Here is an 18828-nt window from a genome sequence, read left to right on the forward strand (position 1 = left end):
TGCGCGTCACTTCTTGAAGGCACCAGGCGGTGCTTGGCAGAGAAGGATGCTATTGATCCTATTTTCAAGGGTTTAACAATTTTTCCATATTCTGGTGCTATCTTTATGGGAAACCAACGGGAAATGGCGCCAGTCCAAAATTGTCGATATTCAATAGGCTGTCAATCATGATATGGTGTTGATCACGGTTTTGCTTAATTTGTTAATGATAAGGAGGAATTTATGGCTATCAGCCGTAAAATTAGTAAGGAGCGTTTAGCGCTGAAAATGTCCCTGGCCGGTACCGTACTGCTTGCCAGCTTGGGGATTGGCTATGGGTTATATGTCGGATCCAGCGCCATTCTACTCGACGGCATGTTTTCACTTCTGAGTATGGGGATGACAGGTTTAAGCCTGTATACCGCCTATCTGGTCTCAAGACCAGACGACCGACAATTCCAGTTTGGCTATGCGCACATTGAACCGCTGATCAATGTCGTCAATGGCTTGCTTATCCTGGTGACTTGCATCTTTGCATTGATCAGTGGTGTGCAAACCATTGTCAACGGAGGCCATGACATTGTTTTAGAGCATGCCCTTGTCTACGCTGTGTTGTCGACGGTCTGTTGTTTTTCCATTTATGCTGTGGAAACACGTATTGCGAACAAAGAAGCCTCAGAGTTGGTCCGGGTGGACTCGCAGGAGTGGCTGGTTGACGGCATTCTCAGTGCGGCGATTCTGGTCGGTTTCTTGTTGGTGATGCTGTTTGATTCTTTCGGCTATTCTCGCTGGAATGCGTATGTCGATCCGATTCTGGTGTCGACGCTGGCGATTGCAGCTTCTGTCCTGCCGGTGAAAGTACTCAAGCGTAATCTCAGGGAAGTACTCCTGCTAGCCCCACAAGATACAGCGCAACAGCGTGTCGATCGGGTCATTCAGCGATTATCACGCCAATATCATTTTGATGGTTATACGCACCATTTTGCCAAGTCGGGTCGCCAGTATGATCTGGAAGTTAATATCCTGGTCAAGAATGATGCTTACTGGACCACGAAACGCCAGGACTTGATTCGTCAGCTTCTCTGGGAAGAGCTTTCGGACGATCTGGGGGACACCTGGCTATCCGTTACCTTCACCGGCCAGGAACGCTGGTTGTAATACCCTGAAAGCCGACTTCGCCAGAAGTCGGCTTGTTCTGTTCCCCGCATTAAGTGCATCAATAACCAATCCGCGCTCATAAGATTTTCTAATAAAGCAAACAAAGAAATATCATTCAACTTTTACTGGTCATCTGATGGTTATTTGCACAAAATATGCGTGCTAGTCGTCATGTCAATCCGGTACAATTAAGGTTCATTTAGGATTTCATGTAACTGAAATTTAGCTGAATTTAACTTGTTTCATGGCTTGTAACAGCAAATGTAAGCGGTGCGTCTCGGATAAAGCCTTTTTAATCACATTCAGGTAACCAATTCGTGCATAAAGTGCTCAGGTAGGGTATCTTACCGACAGTCTGAAAATTACTTTTGTTCAGAAACAATCTTTAGGCTGATTCACCCTTTTTCGGCAACATCACTTGGCAGCGATGGTGGTGTTGGTTCACCCAGTTTTAGATGGTTAAGGTTCGTTATGGAAACTCTGTTAGTCATTGCCTTCATTTTTGGTGCAGCTTTTATTATCGTCAAAGAGAAGAAATGCACCAAAGGCATCGACTATTCCCGAGACTCTCTTTAACAACACAGGCGCCGAACAGGCGCCTTTGTTTTGTGAGCGGTAAACGGGCGAGGCTTTGCGCCACGGTGAGTTATTTCTTTAACCAAACCTATCGCTTTCACTATTCAGCTGTTTTTTGTCATCAGGTTTAATCACCTGCATTACATCGTCTGGCTTTACCTTGAATCACGTCCGCTCCAAACTCGCCTGAACTTCCTTACATTATTATTAATTTTACTAAGTCGTGATCTGACTCGTAAGTGATCTGCCGCCAGCTGCTTGTTAACTTCCTTGTTAATGAATATGGTTGTATATCATCACGGACGACATACCCTGGTTTAAGGCTGGTTCTGCACCGGCTTCGGGCTATGGTAAAAAGGTATGATTTAAGAATGGTATTTGGTAAACGCAACAATGCCTTAGGTGAGAAAACGTCGAATCGAAACATGTCTGTTCGGCAGACGGCTTTATCTTTCGGCTTTATTCTCGGGATGGCAGTCCTGTTCTCACAGCTCAGTAATCCCACTGCTCAATATTATCTCTCTTATCGGATCAACGCGGACTCGAATGAACTGCTCGGGACGTATGCCATGCGGCTTGAACAATTGCCAGGCCTACTGACCACGTTATCGCAAGAGTTCGAATTTGATTGCAGCCCGGCTGATCAGGCACAACTCGATACCATTGTTTATCGTAATTTTGTGATTAAGCGGATGTCACTCAGGCCCAACCATGGCGGGGAGTGCAGTAGCTATCAAAGCGCCCAGGTGGACTCGCAGTTGATGCCGCTCCTGAATCAGCTTTCTCCGGATGTCTCTTTGTGGGTGGCCAATGATGCAGAGCAGGGAACCTTATTGGCCGCGAAATGGCAGGGGGCGCAAGGGCAGTTGACCGTTCATCTTGAGCCACTGGTCTCGGAGTCGTTAAAGAATAAGTATTGTCAGGATTGCGTACTGAGTGTTTTGACTTCCGTGAATAATCCTACGGTTGCTTACTGGCGCGGCGATATCGGGCTATTGGGCGAAGAGCCGCTGTTTCGCACGACAATTCTGGATGGGTTACAGGTGAATGCCTTTATTCGGCCACAATTGCTCGCTGCTTATCAAGCCGATTTGTGGTTACCGTTGTTCATACTGGGGGCGATTATGGCCGCACTCTCGCTCTCACTTTATCGGGTATACAAACGACGCAGTATCTCTCTGCATGCTCTGGTAGAACGGGGATTAGCCCGGCAGGAGTTCATACCGTATTACCAGCCGATCGTTGATGTCTCAACCAACTCTTTATATGGCTGTGAGATGCTGGCGCGATGGATGCGTCCCGGGCAGGGCGTCGTCCCCCCCATGGAGTTTATCCCTTATGTTGAAAAGAGTGGTCAGATCCTGCCGATTACCGAGCAGTTGATTGAGAAAGCCGTTGGGGAGATGAGCAAGCTGAACTGGCAGATGACCAAACAGGTGATCAGTATTAATGTGGTGCCGGATCAGTTGGAAAGCCTGGAGATCATGGAAAAGTCGCTGGCGCTGCTGGCGCATTCCGAGATTATGCCGGAACAAATTGCCTTCGAAGTGACCGAGCGTAAGCAATTTACCAATCTCACCATGGCGTCCGATGTCATTGAGCAACTCCGAAGCCGTGGCATTGATGTCAAACTTGATGATGCCGGGACCGGTTACGGTGGCTTCAGCTATATCCAACAGCTGAATATTCGAAGCCTGAAAATTGATAAGATGTTTGTCGATAATATCGGCACCAAAGATCTCAAACTCTCACTGTTGGACTCGATTATTGCCTTTGGTCGGGAAGCGGGGATGGAGATGATCGCCGAGGGCGTTGAAACTGAAGAGCAATCCCGCTACCTGGCTGCTCAGGGTGTTTATTTGCAGCAGGGATATTACTTTGGTAAGCCCATGACTTTTAAAGATTTTGCGTTTTTCTGCAAAGGTATTACTTCCTCTCCCCGAGAAGACAAACTGGCAACGTGCCTGGCGTAACAGAGGGGCGGTATTGTTGTGCCTTGGCTTATTGGCCTGGCACCCATAAGGGAAGGGGGTTAACTTTCATCGGCCAGAAAACCAAGCGTTCAAGTGTTCAAGCAATTAAGCGTTCAAGGAATTAAGCAGCATAGCCGCTGATACAGCAACCGAGTTTATCGATAAGAGCGACCCCGCAGAGATGGCATTACCATCTCAACGGGGTCTGCGAATCTGTATAACCGTCAGGTGTTTTGTTCTTGCCATTCGGTAGCCAGTCGCTGAATTTGCGACTGAGTTTCTTGCCACATTCGCGTGTTGATCAAATCTGAGTACTCTCCGGTCGGCTGTTTACACAGGGTCTGGAGCTGTGGCACTTGCGTCTGCGGCAGGCCGTCTAGTGCCTGGATGGCACCTTCACGATTGTTACACAGCATCACCATGTCGCACCCTGCTTCCTGTGCGGCGATTGCCCGTTCGCTGTAACTGCCCAGAACATCGGCACCTTTCATATTCAGGTCATCGGAGAAAATGATCCCGCCGAAGTTAAGGTCTTGACGCAGCACCTGTTTGAGCCAGAACTGAGAGCCGCTGGCCGGCTGATCATCATACGCGTCAAATACAACATGCGCCGGCATCATGGCATCGAGTAGTCCATCCCGGATTAATTGCTGAAAAACGACCATGTCATGTTGCATGATGTGATCGCGCGAATCGATCGGTGTTTCCAGATGCGAGTCGGCAATCACGCCGCCATGGCCGGGAAAGTGTTTCCCGGTGGCCGCCATACCGGCTTGTTTCATTCCGTGGATAAACGGGCTGGCAAACCGAATCACTTGTTGCGGATCATCAGAAAACGCGCGATCCCCGATGGCTTTACAGTCAAACCCTAAATCCAACACCGGTGCCAGGCTCAGATCGATATCCATCGCCAACAACTCGGCTGCCATCAGCCAGCCGCCCAGATGCGCAAGGTTTTCGCCGTTGGGTTGTGCTGCAAAGGCTTTGGCTGGTGGCAGGCGGGTGAATCCGTCGCGAAAGCGTTGCACTCGGCCTCCTTCCTGATCGACTGCAATCAGGAGCGGGCGTTTTGCGGTATTGCGAATCTCCCGAACCAACGCTCTGAGTTGCTGACGATCGTGGTAATTCCGGGCAAAAAAGATAATGCCACCAACTGTTGGATGTTGGATAATCTCACGCTCTTCGGCATCCAGCTCATAGCCGGCGACATCAAGCATTAGTGGTCCCATGAACGCTCCGTGATAATTGGTTGAACAGTCGATCTATTCTGGCTGTTCAGTTGTGAAGAAACCGGGCTAACTTACCATAGAGACTTGTCACCAGCCTATTGGATTCACATATTTTTCGATTCACTCGCAAAGTCAGTATGACTTGATTGTGTACTGAGGGAAATATAGCGTTGACAGTACTATTCTCTGTAGCGCGTGAAGTGAACTCCTGAATTTGAGCACAACACCAATTTAGTGACAAAAATCACTTTTTCGTTGATTTATATTTCTTTGTTTCATTTTTATTGTGATTAATGTCTGGTTATTTATTCCGAATGTTCATTAGACTGTTTCCTTACCGTGTTAATGAGAGTTTCTGACATGTCAGTATTGGTCGCAATTGCAATCACAACCGGGCTTCTTTCGGGAATATGGGGCTGGGTTGCCGTATCTTTGGGCTTACTCAGTTGGGCCGGTTTCCTGGGATGCACCACTTATTTTGCTTCCCCGAAGGATGGTCTGAAAGGCTTGGGTCTGAGTATTGTGACCAATATGAGCGGCGTCTTTTGGGCGATGGTTATTATCCACCTGTCCACCTTGGTTGGCCTGGAAGTGATTGGTTACGTGATTACGGCAGTGGTCGCGTTTTTGATGTGTGTACAAGCGAAACAATCCTGGCTGAGCTTCATTCCCGGGACGTTCATTGGTTCTTGTGCAACATTTGCTTCGGGCGGTGACTGGCAACTGGTTGTGCCGTCATTGATCCTGGGGGCCGTCTTTGGCTACTGTATGAAGGCTTCGGGCCTGTGGGTACATAAAGTCATGACCCAGCCAAAGACAAATGCTGTGCCTGAAATGGACTAAACAAGGGTTTAGTCAGCGAGAATGATGAAAGCCGCACTCAGTGCGGCTTTTTGCGTTTCTGTCTGCATGGCTGACTTCGTTGCCACTTGAAATCACTTTCTATCCGAAGTTGCGTTATTGCGGCAGTTGTTCTGCAAGCATTCGGATTAGCCCACACAGGGTACAAAAATTCCCTGGAACTGCTCTGCAAGTGATCTGGCTACCTGATTGCTCTGGGGTTTCGGCAGCAGAACACACACACGATAGTCTTCTTGTATCCATTGGCTGATCTGATTTACCAGCGTTTCGGGTTCGTAGGTATCTCGTTCGGCATCCCGGCGGCACAACTCAAGAAAGGGTTGCGCGCTGGCTTGCGGGTAAAGGACATACTCTGCCTGCTGCATCAGACGGAGCGCCTTCAGGCTGAGCAGTTCGGGGTCGGTACCGGTCTCTATTAAGTAGACACTGCCGCCGACTGGGCTGGGTTGTTCGAGCAGGTCCGAAAATGCGGCCTCTAACTGCGCCGGGGTTGTCGCCGTTTCAACTGCGGGCAATCTGAAAAAACGTTCCCAGAATTTACGCCGTTCATCGACGGTGCTGAAAAATTGTTTGATCCGTTGTCGTTGCTGGCCGGAATACTCGGCCAGCAGACGGAGGTTTTGCGGTAACTGGGTTTCCAGCTTCTCGCGGATCATGCGCACCAGCACCGGTGATGCTCCGCCACTGGAAATGGCGACCTGAATCGGAGAGCGATCGACCATGGCCGGGGTGATGAAATGGCAGTGCTGTGGATCATCAACAACATTGGTCCAGATCCCGAGTGAATTGGCATCGTTGAAAATCTGATGGTTCAGCGCTGGATCATCCGTCGTCGCCCACACCTGATGAAATCCGCTGAGCACATCTTTCCGATACGGCTGTTGCTGCCATGTAATCTTGTCTTCCTCGACCAGCCCAGCCAGGTAGGGATGAATCGCGGGTGAAACCAACGTGATGCAGGCCCCGGCCTGGTAAAGCAAATCGATCTTTCTGCACGCGACCTCTCCGCCGCCGATCACGATGACTTTCCGATCGTTCAATTTTAAGAATACGGGGAAGAAGTCCATAACCTGAGTTTCCTTGATGTTGGGTGAACGTTTTGCGATTGCTGATTAAATGTCTGAAATGGCTATGCTAGCAACACTTATTCGGTGGGTGAAATATTTTGAAACATCTTTACCCCGGAACTCGCCATGAACCTATGGGCTATTCAGCTTTCGTTAAATGCAGAATGCTAGTTTTATCAGCCTCTTAGTTCAATTCCACAGACTGCACTCACAGCGACGTCAGTTTTCATTGGGAATTCATGACATACAGATGGTCAATTAGATGAAAAGAAAAATCACAATTGCGGCACTGATCAGCACCAGCTTGCTGATTGGTTGTGGCGAGACAACATCAGGTGCTGCTGCGCCGGCAGGTCCTGTTGTGGCGACCCAAGGGGTGTCGCTGATCGATTATCAGCGCGGCCGACAATTTGTGGGACGCACAGAAGCCATGGAAGACGTGGCCATTACGGCTCAGGTTTCCGGCTATCTGAAGGCGCGTTACTTCACGGAAGGCGAAATGGTTGAGCAGGGCCAGTTGTTGTACCAGATTGACCCTTCTGCTTATGAAGCAAAAGTTGCCAGCGCAACGGCGGCGATCGCCCAAGCAGAAGCCAACCTCAAACGTGCCGAGCTGGACTGGCAACGTGCCAGGGGGCTGCTGCCGAAGGGCAGTATCAGCCAGTCAGAATATGACAAAGCGACCGCAGACAAACTCAATGCAGATGCGCAGCTAAAAGCGGCAAAAGCCCAGCTGAAATCAGCAGAAATTGATTTGTCCTTCACCCGTGTGGTGGCACCGTTTAGCGGACGGATCAGTGACAGCAAGGCGAGCATCGGCGATCTGGTTTCTCCGGCTTCCGGTGTCCTGACGACGCTGGTGAGTTTGGACCCAATGCAAACGACCTTTAACGTGAGCGAGCGTCACCGCCTTAATCTGGGACTTGATGGCCTGAGTGGCAGCGGTGAAGGGCGTGACAATGTCGAAGTTGTCCTGACGTTGAACAACGGCGAAGAATATGCGCATCCGGGTGTAGTTGATTTTATCGGTAACCGAATTGATCTCGATACCGGGACCATCGCGCTCCGGGCAAAATTTGCCAACCCGGATCAGCAACTGCTGCCGGGTCAGCATGTTCAAGTGTTACTGCGTGAGAAGACGCCGGTGAAAGTGCCTGTGATTCCACGACGCGCAGTGCAAAGTGATCTCGAAGGGGACTTCGTGATGGTGTTGACCGACGGTAATGTCGCGGAACGTCGCAATGTGGTGCTGGGTGCCCAGACTGAGCAAGGTGTGATTGTGCAAGAAGGTGTGCACCCGGGAGACGTGGTGCTGACCAAAGGGCTGCAGCGGGTTCGTAACGGCATGACGGTTCGCCTTGAGCAAACGAAAGCGTAAGGGGAAGGCATGCTAAGTCGATTTTTTATCCAGCGGCCAAAATTCGCGCTGGTGTTGTCCATCATTCTGACCCTCGCCGGTGCGATTGCCCTGGTGAATCTGCCGATTGCAGAATATCCCAAGATTAGTCCGCCTTCGGTCAGTGTGACGGCGTATTATTCGGGCGCAAGCGCCGAGGTTGTTGAAGAAGCGGTTGCGGATCCGATCGAAGCGTCTGTCAACGGTGTGGAAGGGATGATTTACATGTCTTCCAAAAGTGCCAATGACGGCTCCTACAACTTGAACGTGACGTTCGATGTTGATGTGGATCCGGATATGGCGCAAGTCAACGTGCAGAACCGGGTTTCTCAGATTGAATCCAAACTGCCGGAAGAAGTCCGCATGGTTGGCGTGACGGTGAAAAAACGTTCGCCGGACCTGCTGATGGTGCTGAACTTTTACTCTCCAGACGGGAAATACGACGACCAGTTCCTGATCAACTACATTAACCTGAATGTGAAAGATCAGCTGGCACGTGTCACCGGGATCAGTGAAGTCAACGTGATCGGCGGCGGTGAGTACGCGATGCGCGTCTGGCTGGATCCGGAGCGAATGGCGAACCTGGGCATGACCACGTCTGACATTAACCGAGCGCTGGCTGAGCAAAACGTTCAGGTTGCGGCAGGTAAAGTCGGTGGACCACCGTTTAACAATGTGCAGGAAGTTCAATTCAGCCTGGTAACCAAAGGCCGTCTCGAGTCCGTTCAGGAATTTGAGAACATTGTTGTTCGTGCGAACTCAGACGGAAGCGTGGTTTATCTGCGAGATGTTGCCCGCGTCGAGCTGGGTAAGAAGTTCTATGACGGTAACGGGAAATTCCGTGGTCAGCCAGCTTCGATCGTCGCGTTGTCACTACAATCAGATGCCAACGCACTGGAAAGTGGTGAAGCCGTCATGGCGCTGCTGGAGAAGTTGAAGGTCAACATGCCGGACGGGATGGCCTATGAGACCAGCTACGATACAACCTTGTTCGTGGCGGAGTCGATCAAAGGGGTGGTGAAGACCCTGATCGAAGCTATCTTGCTGGTGATCGCGGTGACTTACCTGTTCCTGGGTAGTGTGCGCTCGACCCTGATCCCGGTCGTGGCGATTCCGGTGTCTCTGATCGGGACCTTTGCCTTCATGCTGGCGACCGGCTTTACCATTAACACGGTGACCCTGTTCGGTTTGATCCTGGCGATTGGTATCGTGGTGGATGATGCGATTCTGGTGATTGAGAACGTTGACACCAACATGCAGCGCGATCCGAGCCTGACCCCGCGTCAAGCGACCTTGATTGCAATGAAGGAAGTGACCGGGCCGATTATTACCTCGACGCTGGTTCTGCTGGCGGTGTTTCTGCCGGTCGCGATGCTGCCGGGGATCACCGGGATCATGTATCGTCAGTTTGCGCTGACCATTTGTATCTCTGTTCTGATTTCGTCCATTAACGCTCTGACCCTGTCGCCGGCGCTGTGTTCTCTGGTGCTTAAGCAAGGCGGAGAGAATACGTCCCGTTGGTTCCAGACCTTCAACAAGGCATTTGATAAAGTGACCGTGAAATACGGTGCGTTAGCAGGCTTCCTGGTCCGAAAAGCCAGTGTGTTGCTGCTGGTTTTTGTTGCGGCTTTAGGCGCAGTGGGTTACTTGTCGAATAATACGTCTACCGCGTTTGTGCCGCAGGAAGACAAAGGCATCATGCTGGTGAATGTTCAGTTGCCGGATGCTGCTTCGTTGTCACGAACTGAGCAGACGACGCTGAAACTGGAGCAGCTGATTGCCGATGAGCCGGCAGTTGAAGGGGTCACGGTTGCCAATGGTTACGCATTCCTGACCGGTGCAGCAGCCTCGAACGGCGCCTCGATGTTCGTGAAGCTGAAAGACTGGGAAGAGCGCCAGGCGCTGGCAGGGGATCATTCTTCTTTTGCCATTACGCAGCGCATTAACGCGCGTGCAGCAGTCGAAGTGCCGGAAGCTGCGGTTTTTGCGATGGGGCCGCCAGCGGTACCGGGCATGGGTGCAGCATCCGGGTTTGAATTCGTGCTGGAAGATAGCCTGGGTCGTGATCGAACCGAGTTGGCGAAGGTGATGAATGAGCTGATCCAAAAAGCGAATGCACAACCTGAAATCCAGTATACCTTCAGTATGTTCCGCGCCAATGTACCGCATTTCTATGTGGACGTGGATCGGGTGAAGGCCAAGCAGCTGGGGATTCCATTGACCGACATCTTCCAGACGCTACAGGGTAACCTTGGCTCAATGTACATCAATGACTTTACGATGTTCGGGAAGAATTTCCGGGTGACCGTTCAGGCCGACAGCCAGTACCGGAGTGATCTGGATTCGCTGGAGCGGTTCCATGTTCGCTCTTCCAGCGGCAAGATGATCCCGCTCAGCACCCTGGTTTCGGTCGAACAGGTATTCGAGCCGGATGTCGCCTGGCGTTACAACATGTATCGTGCGGCCATCATTCAGGGCAGCCCGGCACCGGGTTACTCCAGTGGTGATGCGATCGCGGCCATGGAGCGTGTTGCGGCAGAAGTCTTGCCTCTGGGCTACCAGTATGAGTGGACCGGCATGGCTTATCAGGAAATTGCTGCCGGGAACCAGGCCATCTATGCCTTTGCGCTGGCTCTGATCTTCATCTACCTGTTCATGGTCGCACAGTACGAAAGCTGGGGGATCCCGCTGGCGATCATTCTGGTCGTCCCGGTCGCAACGTTGGGGTCATTCCTGGCACTGGCTGCCACCGGAACACCGTTGAACCTGTATGCTCAGATCGGCTTGGTGTTGCTGATTGCGCTGGCGGCGAAGAATGCCATCCTGATTGTGGAATTTGCCAAGAATGAGCGTGAGGAGCAAGAGCTGCCAATTGACAAGGCATCGGTTCGGGGCGGGATCCTGCGATTCCGTGCAGTGAATATGACCTCCTGGTCGTTTATCCTGGGGATTCTGCCACTGATCTTTGCCTCAGGGGCGGGCCACATCAGCCAGAACTCATTGGGTGTGTCACTGACCGGTGGTCTCTTGTGTGTGCTGCTGGCGGGAACCTTGTTAATTCCTGGGTTCTATGCCGTTGTTCAGCGTCGTCGTGAGAAGTTTCACGGCGGTTCAACCAAGCTTGAAGTCTTGGATGATCTGTAACTGAAGATGCTGATTGAGAAGGGCTCCCCGCGGGGAGCCCTTTTTTATGGCAACTACTTCATGGTGCGGGCAATGGACGTCTGACTTTCGTCTTTGCCTTTGCCTATCGGCGTCTGCGCCAGCCGACCAGCAACATTGCCAATAGCGAAAACAGCGGTACGACGCCGCCACTCGAGCCCGATGAGCTTGATTTCGCCACAATTTCATCTTCTCTCACCAGCGTAAACGGGTCGTGTTGGAAGCTTGGGGTCCCGAGGGCGCTGAGCGTCAGCCCGGTTTCCTGCTCGATCCAGTCCCGGTACTGGCTCAGCTCGGTATACAGTCCGTTGCTCTGACCGGTGTCCAGTCCCTGATGTTTTTCACGGCAGACCGGACCATTACTGGTGACCCCGACAACTCGTAAGCCGAAATCCGCATCACTGAGGTGATCCGGGTTTTGCCAAATCAGCGGTCCGCCGGAATCACCAGCACAAACATCTTTCTTGATGTCCGGATTATTTGAATCGGCACAGACAAAGTGGGAGTTGGTTGTGGTCGCATAGCCGGCATCACACAGGTTGTCTGGGATACCACCGAGTTTGACGACTTGTAACGCACTAGGCTGAACAAAATCTGGTGCGGTCTTGCCCCATCCGGACGCGATAAGATCACCCGGTGAATAGGCCGCGGCATTCCAGGTGTTGCTGAAACCGGAATCCGCTTGTGTTTGCTCAGCCAGGGTCGCGATTTGAATTGGCGTTGCCACGCTGCTCAGGGGACGGTTGACTTCAATCAGCGCCACATCATGGTCCAAGTCACCTGGCGTGTAAGTGGTGGCATTGAAAGGGATACCAATATAACTCGGATGTGGGATCTTCCTGAGGATCGTAAATTTATAAGCGTCATCTACCGTATCTGCTTGTCCGGCCGGGATGACATCAACCCCGGCGACCAGGGTACTGCCCAGATTCGCCTGGAGCTCAGTGCAGTGTGCTGCGGTCACGGCCCAATAATCGCTGATCACAACCGCGCCGCATCCGGCGTAGGATTCCCCGTTTATTTTCAGGCTTAAAATTGCCGCCTGCCAGGGCAGCAGGCGGTCGGCGAGTGCAGAAGCAGTTTCACCATTCAAAACCTTCGGTTGTACCGTTGTATCCGTTTGCGGGGTAGCGACCTCGTTGGCCTGAAGTGACGGGGCAAGCGCCAGCGCGAGTAACAGCGGAAAGGTAAACGTCTTTTTGTTATCCATGACGGGATCTCTTCGACACGCAATATGCGCTTCAATGTATATTTGATTTATAGTCGGTATTTTTAACGAGATAAACATTCGCTTTGGCGATATCTCTCACGGACGCCAGAATACCATGAGTGATCCCCAGGCGTACGAACTTTGCAGGTCTTCTTTGAAATCGGGCGTATTGATGGTGATGCTGGCAACGGCTCCCCAGTCTGGTTGCAGATAGGCACCGCCAAAGAGCAGGCTGGCTTGCCAAGGTTCAAGGGTTGTGGGGGGAATGGGAATATCCTGATTCAGGCGTTTTCCTTCAATGGTCTGATCGGTGAGTTGGTAGCGTCCTTCAAGACCGATGAATAGGAAACGAGCGGGGCCAGCATTCGTTGCCATGCCGGGATTAAACACGTGGCCGGGGATAAAACCGTGACTGCCGCTTGGGGTATGGAGGGTTGCTCCCAGGCGGGCGATTGAACCGACGGCAAATTCGGTTTGATAGTTACCGGCCGTCAGGCGGCCGGTATAGCTCAGGTCATACCGGATATTAGTCGGGGGGGAGCTGGGAGCTTGAGCGTCTGATGTCGAGGCGGTGGATTGGCTCAGATCCCCCGAGAGGATCCGGTGATTGGCCTGATACGTCAGATTCAAAACCAGTGGGTTGTCTACTTGATAGTCCCAGCCCATTGGCTTGTCTGAACCAATCAGTTCGTGGATCAGGGTTTGTCCTTGCTCTGCCCGGGCATGTGGGCCCAGGGTGCCCAGCATGACCTGAAAGGACTGGGTTTGTGTGACGGAAAACTGATAAAGAGCCGTTTCGATAAACAGTAAACCGGCATAGGGCCGCTCCCCGGCCAGCGGGATCGTGCTGTCAAGTGTTGCCGGTGTCCAGATTTGGGTGCCAAACCGGAGACTCGCACCTTTGAGACTTTGCTCAGAGGACAGCAGGGTATCTGCGGCATTACTGAGCCCGGCAGGAAGCAGGGATTGAAAAGTCACCGCAGCGGGAGCGTGGTAGGTGGCAAAGAATCCGTGGGTATAGTTTTTATCCGTGCCAAGCGCACCGTCATTATCCAGGGCCAGTGACCATAGGCCCGAGTTGTCAGCGCCCGCCACAGGTGATAAAAAAAGAAGGTGAGTGATGAAGCCAAGCCATACTCGTTTCATGGACAACCTGTTGGCTATCCGGTGAAGCCTTCTGGCTTCACCGGATATCACGAAATGATAGAAACAAAGAAAAACCATACAAACAAAGAATAGACGAAGCATTCAGTCATCCCAGTGAAAGGAACGCACTATGTCGGTCACAATTTTACCTTCTCCCTTGGTCTCCCCCGCTTGGTTGGCCGAGCATCTGGCACAACCCGCTCTCGTCGTACTGGACGCCAGTTGGTTTCTCCCCGGAACCGACCGGAGTCCGGAGCAAGAGTGGCAAGCCAAGCGGATCCCCGGCGCACGTTTTTTTGATTTCGACGACAAGGTTTCCGATCCGGATTCCGAACTGCCGCATATGTTACCGGGTGAATCCTTGTTTTCTCAGGCGGTGTCAGAACTGGGGATCGCACCGCATTCAAGCATTGTCGTGTATGACAGCCACGGCGTGTTCTCGGCACCCAGAGTATGGTGGATGTTCCGGGCCATGGGGCACAACAGTGTGGCCGTGCTGGATGGTGGGTTGCCGGCTTGGGAAGCTGCCGGTTACGCGCTTGAATCCGGTGAAGCGGCAACACCGCAACCATCGACGTTTCAGGCAACGTATCAACCCGATTGGGTGATTGATGCGGAAACACTGCATCAACAATTAGAAACTCCGGAGTGTCAGGTACTTGATGCACGTCCAGCGGCTCGGTTTTATGGCACACAGCCGGAGCCGAGAGCCGGGATGCGCAGTGGTCATATGCCGCAGGCGAAAAGTCTGCCGTTTTCCCAGCTCGTCAAAAATGGCTGTTTTTTGGACGTAGAGCAGTTGCGTCAGCGGTTTGATGCGCTCAGCGATCAGGAGCAACGTTTGATCTTCACGTGTGGCTCCGGGGTGACGGCCTGTATTCTGGCGCTGGCAGCAGAGCTGGCCGGCCGGGATCGCCTGACGGTCTATGATGGTTCGTGGGCAGAATGGGGCAGCGGAATGAAGTATCCGGTGGTTCAGTCATGAAGCTGTAAATAATTCAGGCCAGCGTATGCCGGCCTGAATTCACGGTTGCGGCAGGGGCTTATTGGTTATGGACCGCGATGTAGCCACGCTGGCCGATAATTGCCAGGCCGTCTTCTGAAGTCACATATTGAATGAAATCTTTGGCTGAAGGTTTAAGCTTTTTCGCCTTGTACAGCATCATAAACGGCCGCGCGATTTTATACTTGCCGGACTCCAGGTTCGCCAAGGTTGGCGGCACGCCATCAAATGCAAGGGCTTTGACTGAATCGTCGACTGAGCCCAGCGACATGTAGCCAATCGCATGAACATTTCGCGACACCAGACTCTTGACCATGCCGTTGGTGTTCACCACCAGCACCTGCGGGTTGATGTCTGAAACGGTCTGACCGGCAACTTGCTGGGTCAGCCCCATGAAGTCTTCAAAAGAGAAACGAGATCCGGACGCATTTTCCCGGCTGACCACAGCCATTTTCAGATCCGGACCGCCCACCTGGTTCCAGTTGTTAATTTCACCATGGTAGATCTTGGATACCTGCTCCCGGGTGAGATTGCTGACCGGGTTATTTTTGTTTACCACCAGCGCAATACCGTCATGGGCAATGGTCACTGTGGTGACGTCCGGGTTGATTTCGTCGGCATTGAGATAGCGAGAACTCATCCCGATATCGGCAGCCTCTTTTTTAACGGCGGCAATACCGGCGGAAGAGCCAATCCCTTGGATTGCGATGAAGGTCTCTTGGTGAGCATTGGAATAGTTTTCGGCCAGTACTTCAACCACATGGCTTACAGACGTCGAACCGGTTACCGTCACGGTCTGCTTTGCTTGAACATTGAATGCAAGGCTGGCGAAAATGGCACAGAGGGTAGTTGCCCTGGTCAGCATTATTTTTCTCCAAAATATACCAGTAAAAAACCCCCATAGCTTATGACGAAAACATGACAGTATTGTGAAAATACCGTGTGGCCTTGCAAAACGCAGGCAATATTTCTAAAGGGATGGCGTCGGGCAGGGTTTTCCGGCTTTGGCGCGATACATACTTTTATCGGCTGTTGCCAGTAAACTGTCGGGATCACTTAAGTTGCCGGGATAGTAAATGGCTAATCCAATGCTTAAATCAATTTGATATCGGTCATTCAGAGGCTGAACGGCTTGATACAGGCCATCAATCCATTCATTACATCGCTGTTGATCTTCGCAGGGTAATAAAACGACGAACTCATCGCCCCCGATGCGGTAGGCCTGGCTGCCGGTCGGTGCGGTTTTGACCAGCAAGGTCGAGATCTCACTCAAGAGCTCATCGCCCTGTTTATGCCCGAAACGGTCATTCACCTGCTTGAAGTTGTCGAGATCGATGTAGGCCAGAATGCCCCGTTGATTGTTAATCGCCATTCGGTCAAAGCGGCGGAACAGGGCTCGGCGATTTTGCAGGCTGGTCAGTTCATCTTCCAATGCCATCCGGCTTAATTGGGCTTCCAGGCTTCGTGCCCGTTGAATCTGCGCATTGAGGTTTGTGATTAACGTTCGGTGTCGTTGCAGTAACTTGTTAAAGCAAAAACAGATCAGAAAAACGCCAATGTGCATAAAGCTGTTTTCGGCATTTTCGAGTAACCAGTGGCCACTCAGCTCTGGGATTTCATCAAGTAAGTCGGCGAGAAGACCGATGCCGTAAGTTCCCAGTGAGAGTGACAGCCACCATCGCATGCCGGTGCCGGCAGCTTCCCGCACCAGTAATACCAGCAGAACCAGCGTCAAAATAGAGACAGGAATGTCCAGTCCCTGGCTGGAGGGGACGAACGCAGAGAGCAGAATGCCTGCGCAAGCCAGAACCGTCAGGTGGATCGGAAATTGGGAAATGTCTTTCATAGGCCGTGTACAGCGAAAACAGAGAACCGGAATCGGGGGGATGATCTCAGAGAGGGCGTGGTCAGACAAGTGATTTCCACGGCCGATGCAAGGATTCCCATGTGTTTCCGGTTTCATGTCAGCTTGGCAGGGGAATTGTGGCGATATTGACCCGCCAGTATGCTGTACCTGAATTTCGGGAAAATATAATGTGGTCGAGATTTAACCATCAATTAACCAAACCTACTCAAAAATGTGAAATTCATCATTTTTTATTTTTTGTGCATTCAATGCGTGATCATTCTCTCATTCAGTATAAAGTTCTAATAAATATCAACTTTTAAAGATAATTTCAGATTAACCATGAAGGATGTGTGGGGTTTTCAGACATATCATTATTGAAAACAAAGTTTCACTTCTAGTGATGTAATAAACTCTTTGATATACAAGGGATGTAACAAAACATTTCGGTTAACAATATTGTAACACGTGTTGTTTTATGTCTATTCTATACATGACGAGCAATTGTTGTGCTATCGGCACATGGACGTAACATTCAGAGAGGTCATCCTATGCTGACAATGGCAAGCCAGGCGCAACCCAACAAAGCTTTAGTCTCCGAGCGGATACAAAAGTTGGTGAAGGCGTTGTCCAACGGCGTCTATGAACGAGAAGAAACGATAAAGCTTTGCCTGCTTGCTGCGCTCGCCGGGGAAAGTGTGTTTTTGCTCGGTCCTCCCGGGATTGCAAAAAGCCTGATTGCAAAACGGTTGATCCAGGCCTTTGATCACAGCCGCTTTTTTGATTATCTCATGACGCGATTCTCAACCCCTGAGGAAGTGTTCGGTCCGTTGTCGATCCAGGAACTCAAAGATAACGGGAAATATGTTCGCCTGATCGATGGCTACCTGCCAACTGCACAGGTGGTGTTTCTGGATGAAATCTGGAAAGCCGGGCCAGCGATTCTGAACACCCTCCTGACGGTCGTGAACGAACGAACCTTTAAAAATGGCCAGGATACCCTGCCGGTGCCGATGCGCTTGTTGATCACCGCTTCTAACGAGCTGCCGGAAGAGGACAGTGGCCTGGAAGCCTTGTTTGACCGGATGCTGGTACGGGTGTTTGTCAACCGGATTCAGGAAAAGCAAAATTTCAAAGCCATGCTGATGGGGGAAGGGCCAAGCATTCAGGAAATGGCTCCCGGACTGGCCATCACGGACGAAGAATACGACAGCTGGCAGAAGCATATTGATGACATTCGACTGGGTGAAGAAATATTCGAGAAAATTTATACCCTGAAGTCGATGATCGAACAGCGCGCGGAAAGCGGAGAAGATTTCGAAGCCGAAGACAGCGAGCTGTATATATCGGACCGACGCTGGAAAAAGTCCGTGCGCTTGCTTAAAGCCAGCGCCTTCTTTAATGGCCGTGATGCCATTAACCCGCTCGATCTCCTGTTGCTTCAGGACTGTCTATGGCACAGCCCGGAATCGCGTCATGTGGTGCGGGAATTGATCCGTCAGTTTGCAACGCAGAAAGCGTTCGGCCAGGAGGCCGCGCAAGCGAATGCGACTGAAGCGCAGACCATTATCGATGATGTCCATCAGGATATTGCAACGGGACTGTGCATGCATTTCTCCCGCGAAACCATGATGCGTAAAGAATGGTTTAAGTATGATTTCAGCGGCGCCCGTCGCTATACCGTCAACAACAATCCGCGGATGATCAAGCTGGTCATGTTGCAGCAAAATCCGTCGGTGTCTGAGCAGGAAAGTGGGGACAGCCGCTGGGTTTACGTGGACGGTGATGAATTTGAGAAGAAGATTAAAACCGGCCAGTGCGATATCTATGGCTTTGTGAACAAGAACACCCATTTGTGTCGCCTGCAATTTGAAATTGATGCCCTGCAACATCTGGTGATTAAAGATATTGCGAACCGCTCGGTTCTGGTCGGGTTGGCCGGCAGTCACGGGGTCACCAATGCCCAGCAGCAACTGTGGCAGTCAGAAGCCGAAAAAGCACTGGGTAAAGTGTCGGATGCCGAACATTCGATCAAGCTGTCCCGCAGCAGTTTTCACGGCGCCTTGCCGCACACCTTTATTGAAGCGGATTTGCCAGACTTGATTGAGCAGAGTATTTCGACGGCCTCGGATGCCGTAACCGAGTTGAAGATACTGATTGATAAAAGTGTTTTCCGTATCTCTCACTTGTCTGAATACTTTGCCTGAGCCGGGAGCTTGAGC

Annotated in this window: 13 protein-coding genes; 7 read left to right on the forward strand and 6 right to left on the reverse strand. The window is 51.4% G+C overall.

Annotated features, from left to right (window positions below; translation table 11 throughout):
- Positions 1–222: 222 nt before the first annotated feature.
- Positions 223–1137: a cation diffusion facilitator family transporter gene (locus tag NH461_RS18195; protein ID WP_261604025.1), complete on the forward strand. Its 915-nt coding sequence runs from the start codon at positions 223–225 to the stop codon at positions 1135–1137.
- Positions 1138–2084: 947 nt separating this feature from the next.
- Positions 2085–3686 carry an EAL domain-containing protein gene (locus tag NH461_RS18200; protein WP_261604026.1) on the forward strand — a complete coding sequence of 534 codons (1602 nt, stop codon included), beginning with the start codon at positions 2085–2087 and terminating at the stop codon, positions 3684–3686.
- 224 nt (positions 3687–3910) lie between these two features.
- On the opposite strand, the gene nagZ is transcribed toward NH461_RS18200, so the two are convergent.
- Positions 3911–4915, reverse strand: a complete 1005-nt coding sequence (gene nagZ, locus NH461_RS18205) for a beta-N-acetylhexosaminidase (RefSeq protein WP_261604027.1) — start codon at positions 4913–4915, stop codon at positions 3911–3913.
- A gap of 360 nt (positions 4916–5275) precedes the next feature.
- Here nagZ and NH461_RS18210 point away from each other — a divergent pair, with 360 nt between their 5' ends.
- Positions 5276–5758, forward strand: coding sequence for a DUF1097 domain-containing protein (locus tag NH461_RS18210; RefSeq protein WP_261604028.1), 483 nt, complete (start codon positions 5276–5278; stop codon positions 5756–5758).
- Positions 5759–5904: 146 nt separating this feature from the next.
- Here NH461_RS18210 and NH461_RS18215 read toward each other — a convergent pair whose 3' ends face one another.
- A complete protein-coding gene (locus NH461_RS18215) occupies positions 5905–6843 on the reverse strand; it encodes a bifunctional precorrin-2 dehydrogenase/sirohydrochlorin ferrochelatase (protein WP_261604029.1) in 939 nt (312 codons plus the stop codon).
- A 262-nt stretch (positions 6844–7105) separates the two neighbouring features.
- On the opposite strand from NH461_RS18215, the gene NH461_RS18220 reads away from it, so the two are divergent.
- Both NH461_RS18220 and NH461_RS18225 read left to right on the forward strand, forming a co-directional pair.
- A complete protein-coding gene (locus tag NH461_RS18220; RefSeq protein ID WP_261604030.1) occupies positions 7106–8221 on the forward strand; it encodes an efflux RND transporter periplasmic adaptor subunit in 1116 nt (371 codons plus the stop codon).
- Positions 8222–8230: 9 nt separating this feature from the next.
- A complete protein-coding gene (locus NH461_RS18225) occupies positions 8231–11383 on the forward strand; it encodes an efflux RND transporter permease subunit (protein WP_261604031.1) in 3153 nt (1050 codons plus the stop codon).
- A gap of 103 nt (positions 11384–11486) precedes the next feature.
- Here NH461_RS18225 and NH461_RS18230 read toward each other — a convergent pair whose 3' ends face one another.
- Positions 11487–12611, reverse strand: a complete 1125-nt coding sequence (locus tag NH461_RS18230; protein ID WP_261604032.1) for a S1 family peptidase — start codon at positions 12609–12611, stop codon at positions 11487–11489.
- Between the two features lie 96 nt (positions 12612–12707).
- A complete protein-coding gene (locus tag NH461_RS18235; protein ID WP_261604033.1) occupies positions 12708–13757 on the reverse strand; it encodes a lipid A deacylase LpxR family protein in 1050 nt (349 codons plus the stop codon).
- A gap of 130 nt (positions 13758–13887) precedes the next feature.
- On the opposite strand from NH461_RS18235, the gene NH461_RS18240 reads away from it, so the two are divergent.
- Positions 13888–14742: a sulfurtransferase gene (locus tag NH461_RS18240; protein ID WP_261604034.1), complete on the forward strand. Its 855-nt coding sequence runs from the start codon at positions 13888–13890 to the stop codon at positions 14740–14742.
- A gap of 58 nt (positions 14743–14800) precedes the next feature.
- Here NH461_RS18240 and NH461_RS18245 read toward each other — a convergent pair whose 3' ends face one another.
- Positions 14801–15625, reverse strand: a complete 825-nt coding sequence (locus tag NH461_RS18245) for a phosphate ABC transporter substrate-binding protein (protein WP_261604035.1) — start codon at positions 15623–15625, stop codon at positions 14801–14803.
- Between the two features lie 105 nt (positions 15626–15730).
- Positions 15731–16606 carry a GGDEF domain-containing protein gene (locus tag NH461_RS18250; protein ID WP_261604036.1) on the reverse strand — a complete coding sequence of 292 codons (876 nt, stop codon included), beginning with the start codon at positions 16604–16606 and terminating at the stop codon, positions 15731–15733.
- A gap of 551 nt (positions 16607–17157) precedes the next feature.
- On the opposite strand from NH461_RS18250, the gene NH461_RS18255 reads away from it, so the two are divergent.
- Positions 17158–18813: an ATPase RavA domain-containing protein gene (locus NH461_RS18255; protein WP_261604037.1), complete on the forward strand. Its 1656-nt coding sequence runs from the start codon at positions 17158–17160 to the stop codon at positions 18811–18813.
- Positions 18814–18828: the final 15 nt, after the last annotated feature.

Origin of the sequence: Photobacterium sp. TY1-4, from assembly GCF_025398175.1 — a bacterium.
In the GTDB taxonomy this organism is placed as follows: Bacteria; Pseudomonadota; Gammaproteobacteria; order Enterobacterales; family Vibrionaceae; genus Photobacterium.